The following is a 9,723-nucleotide window of genomic DNA, read 5'->3' as shown; positions in this document are numbered from 1 at the left end:
ACAACAATAACAACAACGGCGGAGGTGGGAACAACAATAACAACAACAACAACGGTTGAACTTCACAGCCCGGCGGCCGGTGAGTGCTCACTCGGCTGCCGGGCTGTTGTGTGCCGCCGCTGATGAAGAATCTTCGGCGGTTTCCTGCCGCGGGTTGCGCCTCAGTTCTGGTGGCAGTTGATGTTCTGGTTTCCGGTGAAGGTGTTGTGCGTCCCGGCCTGCCCCTTCGGGTAGCAGACCTGGAAGTTGATGAGCGACTTGCCCAGGAGCGAGAAGATCCCGGCCTCGCCGCCCCGGCCCCGGCTGTCGCCGTTGTTGTTATTGTTGTTGTTGTTCGTGCGGCCCCCGTTGTTGTTATTGTTGTTGTTCGGCCCGACCCCGGTGTTGTTGTTATTGTTGTTGTTATTGGTGGCCCGGGTTCCGGTCGAGGTGCCGGCCTTTTCGGCCAACCCCGTCGCGTAGGGCATCTGCAGGAACGGAAGGTTGCCCAGAAGTGAGAGCAGGCCCGCATCGCTTTGAGCCTGGGCGCCGCCGGCGCTGAAGAGAATAGCCGCCGTCGCAGCGGCGCTGATCGCGGCAATACGCTTGGTGAACTTCAATTGACCGACCTTTCGTCGTCTCTGCTGCCGAATCTCTGGCTTTAGCAGACAGGATGACAAACGGAAGGCGTCGAACGATTACTAGGCACGCTGCAGCGCCCGCCTTTTCCCCCGTACAGCCCCAGAATTCCTGCCGGGTGGCGAGGAGAGCAGGTTCACGGGGTTCTGGAGTGGTTCTCCCGCCACCGCTCCATCGCCGTACGTACGGCCTCCTCGTCCTCCACGGCGTGGGCGCCGGATGCGCCGGCCGCGCCGAGGATCAAGTCGCCGTCGGTGACCAGGACTCCGCCGGCCCAGGGGACGAAGTCGCCGCCGTAGAGGTGCTGGATGCCGTCGACGATTCCACCGGGGAGGTCGATCTGGCCGGAGGGCTTCAGCGCGAGCAGCGCCGTGCGTGCCTTGGCCACGGCGATGCGGCTGGTCATGGGCGCTCCGCCGTCGGCTCGGCGCAGGGCGATCACTTCTCCCGCGACGTCCAGGACTGCCACCGCGAGGGGAGGGAAGCCCCGCTCCGCGCCGACGGTCAGTGCGGCCTGGACCAGCCAGTCCGCGTCGGCCAGCTTCAGGCCCGGGAGGCGCGGGGTGTCGGACATGGGCTCGAACGTAGCACCGGGAGAGGCGCGGCTCCGGGGGATTTCCGCGGCCTCAGCAGGGATCCGCCGAGTCGGCCGAGTCGTTCCTGTTCAGTTTTTCCAGGTACTCGTGCGCCAGGGCCGTCGCGCGGGTGAACCAGTCCGTGAGAGTGGCCAGTTCGGCGGGAGTGTAGTCGGCGAACAGTTCCGTGAGGCGTCTGTAGTGGCCGGCGTAGACCGCCTCGACTCGTGTGACGGCCTCCGGTACCGCGGCCACCCGGACCCGGCGGCGGTCGTCGGGGTCGGGGCGGCGGGTGACGTAGCCCGCGCGTTCCAGGCGGTTGAGGATGCCCGTCACCGCGCCCGTCGTCACATGGGCGCGGGCCGCCAGGTCCCCGGCCGTCAGCAGGTCGTCGCCCGCCTCCAGGACGAAGGTGAAGCAGGTGAGGTCTGTGACGTTCACCCCGAGCCGCCGGGCCAGCTCCTGCTGGCCGATCACATGGGCCGCGATGAGGTGGTCCATCGCGGACAGTGCCCGGGCCGGGTCGGCGGTCGGTCGCGGCTTGCCGTGCATGGTCGTTCCCGGCTCCTCGGAGAGGGAATCGCAGATTCCCTTAGCGTGTGAGAGATATATGGAGTAAATTCCTTACCCGGTGAGGGATTCTAGTCGCCCTCGCGTCGGATCGTGCGTTTCCGCTGCCTGGGGAAAGGGAGGCGGGTATATGAGTCAGCACGACGAAGGCCACACCGTGGCGGGGTGGACCGGTACCGCGATCGCGACCGCCGGAAGCGGTCTGCTGGGGTTCGGCGTATGCACCGTCTCGGTCCCGGCCCTGGCCGGAGGGGGCGCGGTGTGTGCCGTGAGCGTCCTGGTCACCTGGTGTCTGCATCTCGCGGGCTGGGGCAAGCCGCCGGGTCCCCGGTCCCGGGCCCAGTGGCCGCTCGGAGTACGGGACACCGCCGCCCGCACCGGCCACGCCGGGTGTGTGGCCTGCCGACTGGCGGGCCGGGGACGGCGTGTCGCCTCCGCGCTCCAGCCGAGGGGAGAGGCGCAGGCCGCGGTTTCGGAGGCCGGCGGCTGATCAACGGGCTCTGGGGATCCCCTCCCGCTCACCCCTGTACCAGCGTTCCCTGGCCCAACCCGGCCGCCCCCGCCGTTGTCGGTGCTTGCCCCCGCCGTTGTCAGTGCCTGCCTCTACGCTCGCGAGTGATGGCACAGATGTGGAAGTGCTCGGGGCTGCGGTGGTCGGACGACGGGCCCGTGCTGGTGTGGAGTGGTGGGCGGCGCAGTCCGCTCCGCCGGGGGAAGCGTGTGGCCTTCGGCGTCGCGGAAGGGGGTGTGCGGGAATGTGTCGGAGCGCGCGGTCATTCGTGTGCGACGCGGGCAAGGGTCTCGGGGCGGAGCACCGGAGCCCGGTGCGAGGAGTGTGCGCGGCTGGACCGGGCGCACTCCGTGGCCGCCGACACCATCGCCGACGACCCGCGGCCGTACCACGTGTATCTCGCCTGGTTCGGGCCCGGGATGGTCAAGGTCGGGATCACCGCCGTCGAGCGCGGGTCGGCGCGGCTGCTGGAGCAGGGGGCCGTCTGCTTCAGCTGGCTGGGCGCCGGGCCGCTGATGGCCGCGCGGCGGGCCGAAGAACTGCTGCGGGCCGCGCTCAGGGTGCCCGACCGTATTCCGTACGGCGAGAAGCGTGCCGTACGCGCCGTGCTGCCGGCGGCCCCGGCCGAGCGGGCGGCCGAGATCGAGGAACTGCACGCGCTTGCTGTCACTCTCGGCGGCTGGCCCGAGTCCCTTGTCCCCGAGCCGTGCCAACCCGTCGATCATGTAGGGGTGTTCGGGCTGGACGGGGTTCCCGCCGCCTTCGGTGAGGTGGCCGAGCTCGTCCCGGGTGGAGTGGTGAGCGGTGAGCTGGTCGCGGCCGCCGGGCCGGATCTCCATCTCGCCACCCGGCGTGGGGTCGTCGTCCTCGACACGCGCTTGCTGCCCGGGTGGGGACTGACCGCTGCGGGGACGGAGGAGGGCGGCCAACTGACGGTGCCGGTGCGAGAGTTCGTGACACCGCAGGACGGACTCTTCTGAGCGCCGAGATCCGCTCCGTGGCCTCGCCGCGCGCTCGTCGGCGCTGCTCGGTACGCTCTCATCAGTGGTTCATCGGCGCTTCATCAGCGGCCCCGGGCGGGCCAGGGATGTACATGATCCACACAGCTCACGACGAGCGTGATCACGAGTTCGTGCGCACGTGATGTGATTCCCAGGCGTTCCCTGAGAGGCGCCTGTGTGTTTCTTAGGGAAATCACAGATTAGTGAAAGCGTGTTCTCAGAGGACCCGGACAAGGTGTCCACCATGACCACGACCTCGCCCCAGGGGCGCACCGAACTGCTGAGGCCGGACGGGAGCCCCGTCCGAGTGCTTGTGGTGGACGACGAGCTGTCGATCACCGAACTCCTTTCCATGGCCCTCCGTTACGAGGGCTGGCAGATCAGGAGTGCGGGCGACGGCCAGGGTGCCATCCAGACCGCCCGGGAGTTCCGGCCCGACGCCGTCGTCCTCGACATGATGCTGCCCGACATGGACGGCCTCACGGTTCTCGGACGCCTGCGGCGCGAACTGCCCGACGTGCCCGTCCTGTTCCTCACCGCCAAGGACGCGGTCGAGGACCGGATCGCCGGTCTCACCGCCGGTGGCGACGACTACGTCACCAAGCCCTTCAGCCTCGAAGAGGTCGTGGCCCGGCTGCGCGGGCTGATCCGCCGTTCCGGTGCCGCCGACCGGCGCTCCGACTCGGTGCTCGTCGTCGGTGACCTCACCCTGGACGAGGACAGCCACGAAGTCTCGCGGGCCGGGGAGTCCATCCACCTCACCGCCACCGAGTTCGAGCTGCTGCGCTTCCTCATGCGCAACCCACGGCGCGTCCTCAGCAAGGCCCAGATCCTGGACCGGGTGTGGTCGTACGACTTCGGCGGCCAGGCCAACGTGGTCGAGCTGTACATCTCGTACCTGCGGCGGAAGATAGACGCGGGCCGTGAGCCCATGATCCACACCCGGCGTGGCGCCGGTTACCTGATCAAGCCCGCCGCGTCATGAGCGGGCGACGACGGCCGCGTACGCAGAAACGACGAGCGGGAAAGCCGCGCACCCTGCGGACCCGGCTCGTCGTCGTGTCGGTGACCCTGATCGCCGTCGTCTGCACGGTGATCGGGGCTGTCACCACCCTCGTGCTGCGGGACCACCTGTACGGGCAGCTGAACAGCAACCTGCACGAGGTCGCCGCGCGCGCCGCCGGTGGCCCCGCCGGCGGACCGGACGGCAAGGGCAGCCTGCCCGCAGGCAAGGTGCTCGACCCGTCCGATCAGACGACCAACCTCGGTGACTTCGTCAGCCGGGGGCCGCAGCCGGCGAAGACCCTCGTGGCCAAGGTCGAGAACGGGTCGATCACCAGCGGCAAGGTCGGCACCAAGGAGAACAACTCCGCGGGCTACACGCAGATGAACCCTGCGAACCTCAGCGAAGCCGCCATCAAGGTGATCGGCTCCGTCTCCCAGGACGGGAATCCGCACACCGTCAGCGTCCCCGGCCTCGGCAGCTACCAGGTGCAGTACATCCACGGAAACAAGGGCAACTACTACGTAGGCATCCCCACCTCCGATGTCGACGGCACCATCGGCACCCTGATCCTGGTCGAGATCAGCCTCACCGTCTCCGGCCTCATCGCCGCCACCCTCGCCGGCACCGTCATCGTCGGCGTCGCCACGCGTCCCCTCCGTAAGGTCGCCGCCACCGCCACCCGTGTCTCCGAACTCCCGCTGCACACCGGCGAGGTCAACCTCAGCGAGCGGGTGCCGGAGTCCGAGTGCGATCCGCACACCGAGGTCGGCCAGGTCGGCTCCGCGCTCAACCGCATGCTCAACCATGTGCACGGGGCGCTGCACGCACGCCAGCAGAGCGAGATGCGGGTACGGCAGTTCGTCGCCGACGCGAGTCACGAGCTGCGGACCCCGCTCGCCTCCATCCGCGGGTACGCCGAGCTCACCCGGCGCGGGCGGGAGCAGGTCGGGCCCGACACCCGGCACGCCCTCGGCCGTATCGAGTCCGAGGCCGGGCGGATGACCCTCCTCGTGGAGGACCTGCTGCTGCTGGCCCGGCTCGACGCCGGCCGGCCGCTCCAGTTCGAGCACACCGACCTCATCCCGCTCGTCGTCGACACGATCAGCGACACCCGCGCGGCCGGCATGGACCACAACTGGCGGCTCGACCTGCCCGACGAGCCGGCCCTGGTCGCCGCCGACGCGGCCCGTATCCAGCAGGTGCTGATCAACCTGCTCGGCAACGCACGCAAGCACACGCCCGCCGGGACCACCGTCACCGCCCGCATCCAGCGGCGCGGCCCGTGGATGTGCGTGGACGTCGAGGACAACGGTCAGGGCATTCCACAGGACCTGCTGCCGCACGTCTTCGAGCGGTTCGCCAGGGGTGACTCCGCGCGTTCGCGGTCCACCGGGTCCACCGGTCTCGGCCTCGCCATCGTGCAGGCCGTCGCGTCCGCACACGGCGGCGCGGTCACCGTGGACAGTGTTCCGGGCCGTACGGTGTTCACCCTCTATCTGCCCGCGCTTGCCCCGGCGGCCCCCCAGCCGGCCCCCGAAACCAACTGGCAATCGCACTCACAGGCACAGCACAGTGCCACCACATGGGTGCAACAGGGCGCTTGACGAGAGTCGATCCCATGCGAACCGACTCTTCTCCCGGCACCTTGCCGGCGCGGGAGCACCTCCCGGCCGGAAACGCCGGTACGCCTGTCCTGGACGTAGTGATCCCCGTCTACAACGAGGAGAAGGACCTCGGCCCGTGCGTCGTCAGACTGCATGACCACCTCAAGCGCACCTTCCCGTACGCGTTCCGCATCACCATCGCGGACAACGCGTCCACGGACACCACCCCCCAGGTGGCGCTGCAGCTCGAGGCGGACCTGGCCGAGGTCAAGTCGTTCCGGCTGGAGCAGAAGGGCCGCGGCCGGGCGCTGCGGACCGTCTGGTCCGCCTCGGACGCGCCGATCCTCGCGTACATGGACGTGGACCTGTCGACCGACCTGAACGCGCTGCTGCCGCTGGTGGCGCCGCTCATCTCCGGCCACTCCGACCTGGCGATCGGTTCCCGGCTGGCCCGCTCGTCGCGCGTGGTGCGCGGCGCCAAGCGGGAGTTCATCAGCCGTACGTACAACCTGATCCTGCGCGGCTCGCTGCAGGCCCGCTTCTCGGACGCCCAGTGCGGCTTCAAGGCCATCCGGCGCGATGTCGCGCAGATCCTGCTGCCGCTGGTCGAGGACACCGGCTGGTTCTTCGACACCGAGATGCTGGTGCTCGCCGAGCGCGCGGGGCTCCGTATCCACGAGGTTCCCGTCGACTGGGTCGACGACCCCAACTCGACCGTGCACATCGTGAAGACCGCCACCGACGACCTCAAGGGCGTCTGGCGGGTCGGCAAGGCCCTGGCCACGGGCGCGCTGCCGCTGGACCGGCTCACCCGCCCGTTCGGGGACGACCCGCGCGACCGCGACGTCCAGGACGTGCCCAAGGGCCTGGCCCGCCAGCTCGTCGGGTTCTGCGTGGTCGGCGGTCTGTCGACCCTCTTCTACCTGGTCCTCTACAGCGCCTTCCGCACCTTCTCCGGCTCGCAGATCGCCAACGCGCTCGCGCTGCTGGTCTCCGCGATCGCCAACACCGCCGCCAACCGGCGCCTCACCTTCGGGGTGCGCGGCCGCGGCGGGGCGGTCCGGCACCAGGCGCAGGGCCTGGTCGTCTACGGCATCGGGCTCGCGCTCACCAGTGGCTCCCTCGCCGCCCTGAACGCGGCGAGCAGCGACCCCTCGCACTCCACCGAACTGGCGGTGCTGGTCGCCGCCAACCTCGCGGCGACCGTCCTGCGCTTCCTGCTGCTGCGCGCCTGGGTCTTCCCGGACCGCGACGGCACCGACCGGCCGGAGTCGACGGTGGTGGCCACGCACAACCCGTCGTCCCCGACCTACTCGACCGGCGGATACCAGCCGCAGCCGTACCAGCCGCAGGGCCCGCTCCCGCAGCGCATGCCGCTGCCGCAGCAGCAGCCGTACGCCCAGAGCGGCACCACGACCACCCAGTTCCGCGCCGGTGAAGCCGCGGACGGCACCTGGAGGGACAGCACCATGCAGTTGCAGCCGGTGCGCCCCCACGACACCGACCCGGGGGAACCCCGATGACCACCCACACCGACCATCCGGCCCAGTGGGGCGCACCCGCCACACCTCCCCCGGCGCCGCAGCACACGCCGGACGTCCCCGGCGACCCGGCCGCGCCGGCGCCCGGGTCCGGTGAACCCGAGCAGCCCTTCGTACGGAGACTGTGGCGTGGCCGGCCCGAGGACCCGCGCTGGGTGCGCCCGGCCTTCCTCGGCCTGCTGGCCGCGACCCTCCTGCTCTACCTGTACAACCTGAGCGCCTCCGGCTACGCCAACTCCTTCTACTCGGCGGCCGTGCAGGCGGGCAGCAAGTCCTGGAAGGCGTTCTTCTTCGGCTCGCTGGACGCCGGCAACGCGATCACCGTCGACAAGCCCCCGGCCTCCCTGTGGCCGATGGAGCTGTCGGTCCGGATCTTCGGCCTCAACTCCTGGGCGATCCTCGTCCCCGAGGTCCTGATGGGCGTCGCGACGGTCGCCGTCGTGTACGCGGCCGTGCGCCGCCGGTTCAGCCCCGCCGCCGGTCTGATCGCGGGCGCGGTGCTCGCGCTCACTCCCGTCGCGGCGCTGATGTTCCGGTTCAACAACCCGGACGCGATGCTGGCGCTGCTGATGGCGGTCGCCTGCTACATGGTGGTCCGCGCGGTCGAGGACGGCCGGACGAAGTGGCTGGTGTGGGCCGGGACCGCGATCGGCTTCGCGTTCCTCGCCAAGACCCTGCAGGCCATCCTGATCCTGCCGCCGCTCGCGATCGTGTACGCGGTCTGCGCGCCGGTGTCGGTGAAGAAGCGGTTCGGGCAGCTGGCCGTCGCGACCGGCGCCCTGATCGTCTCCGGCGGCTGGTGGGTCACGATCGTCGAGCTGTGGCCGGCGTCCTCCCGCCCGTACATCGGCGGCTCGCAGGACAACAGCTTCCTGTCGCTGACCTTCGGCTACAACGGCTTCGGCCGCCTCAGCGGCGACGAGACCGGCAGCGTCGGCGGCGGTGGCGGCGGCACCGGCAGCACCGGCCAGTGGGGTGCGACCGGCTGGGACCGGATGTTCAACTCCGAGATCGGCGGCCAGATCTCCTGGCTGCTGCCCTCCGCGCTGATCCTCCTGATCGCCGGCCTGGTGGCCACCCGCAAGCTCCAGCGGACGTCGGTGACCCGTGCCTCGTTCCTGGTCTGGGGCGGCTCGCTGCTGATGACCATGATCGTCTTCAGCTACATGGCGGGCATCTTCCACCAGTACTACACGGTCGCCCTGGCCCCCTACCTCGCCGTCGTGATCGGCATGGGCGCGGACGTGCTGTGGAAGCAGCGCGCCGAACTGTGGGCCTCGCTCGCCCTGGCCGGGTCCGTGGTCGCGGCCGCGGTCTGGGGCTACGTCCTGCTCAACCGCACCTCGGACTACCTGCCCTGGCTGAAGTACCTGGTCCTGATCGGCGGTCTGGCCGCCGCGCTCGGCCTGATCTTCGCGGGCCGGATCAGCCGTCAGCTCGCCCTCGGGGCGGCGGCGGTGGGCCTGGTGGCCGCGCTGGCCGGCCCGACCGCGTACACCCTGAGCACCCTCCAGACGGGCCACACCGGCTCCATCGTCACGGCCGGCCCGTCCGGCGCGAGCATGATGGGCGGCGGCCCCGGTGGCGGCGGCGGTATGCGCGGCGGCATGGGCGGCGGTGGCGGCTTCGGCCAGAACCAGCAGGGCCAGAACGGCCAGAGCCAGCAGAACGGCAACGGCGGTTCCAGCACCCAGAACGGCCAGGGCTTCCCCGGCGGCGGGCAGACGGGCGGCAACGGCAACAGCACCGGCGGCTTCGGCGGCGGTATGCCGGGCCAGAACGGCCAGAGCCAGCAGAACGGCAACGGCAGCTCCAACTCCCAGAACGGCCAGGGCTTCCCCGGCGGCGGGCAGACGGGCGACGGCGGCGGCATGGGCGGCGGCGGTGGCGTCGGCGGCCTGCTGAACGGCGCGACGGTCAGCTCGCAGGCCAAGAAGCTGCTGGAGAAGGACGCGTCCAAGTACACCTGGGTCGCCGCGGCCATCGGCGCCCAGAACGCGGCGAGCTACCAGCTCTCCACCGGCGACGCGGTGATGGCGATCGGCGGCTTCAACGGCACCGACCCGTCCCCGACCCTGGCCCAGTTCAAGAAGTACGTGGCGGACGGCAGGATCCACTACTTCATCTCCTCCGGCACCGGCGGCGGCATGGGCGGCAGCAGCAGCGGCACGTCCTCGCAGATCACCTCGTGGGTCGAGAAGAACTTCAAGAAGGTGACGGTGGGTTCGTCCACCTTCTACGACCTCACGCAGAAGGCGAGCAGCAGCAGCTGACGGTTCCCTGATCGACGCAAGGGC

General features: G+C 70.1%; 9 protein-coding genes. 6 read left to right on the top strand and 3 right to left on the bottom strand.

Features of this window, described 5'->3' with window-relative positions:
- Nucleotides 1-161: 161 nt before the first annotated feature.
- From AB0D85_RS38845 to AB0D85_RS38835, 3 genes are all read right to left on the bottom strand, one after another.
- Nucleotides 162-599, bottom strand: a complete 438-nt coding sequence (locus AB0D85_RS38845; protein ID WP_362331224.1) for a hypothetical protein — start codon at nucleotides 597-599, stop codon at nucleotides 162-164.
- Nucleotides 600-754: 155 nt separating this feature from the next.
- The gene (locus AB0D85_RS38840) at nucleotides 755-1,192 is read right to left on the bottom strand and encodes a heme-binding protein (protein WP_362331221.1); all 438 of its coding nucleotides are present in this window, start codon (nucleotides 1,190-1,192) and stop codon (nucleotides 755-757) included.
- A 52-nt stretch (nucleotides 1,193-1,244) separates the two neighbouring features.
- Nucleotides 1,245-1,745, bottom strand: a complete 501-nt coding sequence (locus AB0D85_RS38835; RefSeq protein ID WP_362331218.1) for a MarR family transcriptional regulator — start codon at nucleotides 1,743-1,745, stop codon at nucleotides 1,245-1,247.
- A 148-nt stretch (nucleotides 1,746-1,893) separates the two neighbouring features.
- Here AB0D85_RS38835 and AB0D85_RS38830 point away from each other — a divergent pair, with 148 nt between their 5' ends.
- The 6 genes from AB0D85_RS38830 to AB0D85_RS38805 all read left to right on the top strand — a co-directional run bounded on the left by AB0D85_RS38830 (nucleotide 1,894) and on the right by AB0D85_RS38805 (nucleotide 9,699).
- A complete protein-coding gene (locus AB0D85_RS38830; RefSeq protein WP_362331215.1) occupies nucleotides 1,894-2,253 on the top strand; it encodes an HGxxPAAW family protein in 360 nt (119 codons plus the stop codon).
- Nucleotides 2,254-2,381: 128 nt separating this feature from the next.
- The gene (locus AB0D85_RS38825) at nucleotides 2,382-3,254 is read left to right on the top strand and encodes a DUF2797 domain-containing protein (RefSeq protein WP_362331212.1); all 873 of its coding nucleotides are present in this window, start codon (nucleotides 2,382-2,384) and stop codon (nucleotides 3,252-3,254) included.
- Between the two features lie 265 nt (nucleotides 3,255-3,519).
- Nucleotides 3,520-4,260: a response regulator transcription factor gene (locus AB0D85_RS38820; protein WP_150134013.1), complete on the top strand. Its 741-nt coding sequence runs from the start codon at nucleotides 3,520-3,522 to the stop codon at nucleotides 4,258-4,260.
- Entirely contained in the window at nucleotides 4,257-5,885 is a 1,629-nt protein-coding gene (locus AB0D85_RS38815) for a HAMP domain-containing sensor histidine kinase (RefSeq protein ID WP_362331209.1), read from the top strand. Before AB0D85_RS38820 ends, AB0D85_RS38815 begins: the two co-directional genes overlap by 4 nt.
- Nucleotides 5,886-5,899: 14 nt before the next feature.
- On the top strand, nucleotides 5,900-7,408 hold the full coding sequence (locus AB0D85_RS38810) for a bifunctional glycosyltransferase family 2/GtrA family protein (protein WP_362331206.1): 1,509 nt from the start codon (nucleotides 5,900-5,902) through the stop codon (nucleotides 7,406-7,408).
- Entirely contained in the window at nucleotides 7,405-9,699 is a 2,295-nt protein-coding gene (locus tag AB0D85_RS38805) for a glycosyltransferase family 39 protein (RefSeq protein WP_362331204.1), read from the top strand. Before AB0D85_RS38810 ends, AB0D85_RS38805 begins: the two co-directional genes overlap by 4 nt.
- The last annotated feature ends 24 nt before the right edge of the window (nucleotides 9,700-9,723 follow it).

Origin of the sequence: Streptomyces sp. NPDC048277, assembly GCF_040652235.1 — a bacterium.
Lineage (GTDB): Bacteria > Actinomycetota > Actinomycetes > Streptomycetales > Streptomycetaceae > Streptomyces.
Note: the sequence above shows the minus strand (reverse complement) of the source record. Positions and strands in the feature narration are given on the sequence as shown.

What these genes read in the sequence shown, in the direction of transcription:
- AB0D85_RS38840 (WP_362331221.1), bottom strand. Translation starts at nt 1,192, where the DNA reads ATGTCCGACACCCCGCGCCTCCCGGGCCTGAAGCTGGCCGACGCGGAC.
- AB0D85_RS38835 (WP_362331218.1), bottom strand. Translation starts at nt 1,745, where the DNA reads ATGCACGGCAAGCCGCGACCGACCGCCGACCCGGCCCGGGCACTGTCC.
- AB0D85_RS38830 (WP_362331215.1), top strand. Translation starts at nt 1,894, where the DNA reads ATGAGTCAGCACGACGAAGGCCACACCGTGGCGGGGTGGACCGGTACC.
- AB0D85_RS38825 (WP_362331212.1), top strand. Translation starts at nt 2,382, where the DNA reads ATGGCACAGATGTGGAAGTGCTCGGGGCTGCGGTGGTCGGACGACGGG.
- AB0D85_RS38820 (WP_150134013.1), top strand. Translation starts at nt 3,520, where the DNA reads ATGACCACGACCTCGCCCCAGGGGCGCACCGAACTGCTGAGGCCGGAC.
- AB0D85_RS38815 (WP_362331209.1), top strand. Translation starts at nt 4,257, where the DNA reads ATGAGCGGGCGACGACGGCCGCGTACGCAGAAACGACGAGCGGGAAAG.
- AB0D85_RS38810 (WP_362331206.1), top strand. Translation starts at nt 5,900, where the DNA reads ATGCGAACCGACTCTTCTCCCGGCACCTTGCCGGCGCGGGAGCACCTC.
- AB0D85_RS38805 (WP_362331204.1), top strand. Translation starts at nt 7,405, where the DNA reads ATGACCACCCACACCGACCATCCGGCCCAGTGGGGCGCACCCGCCACA.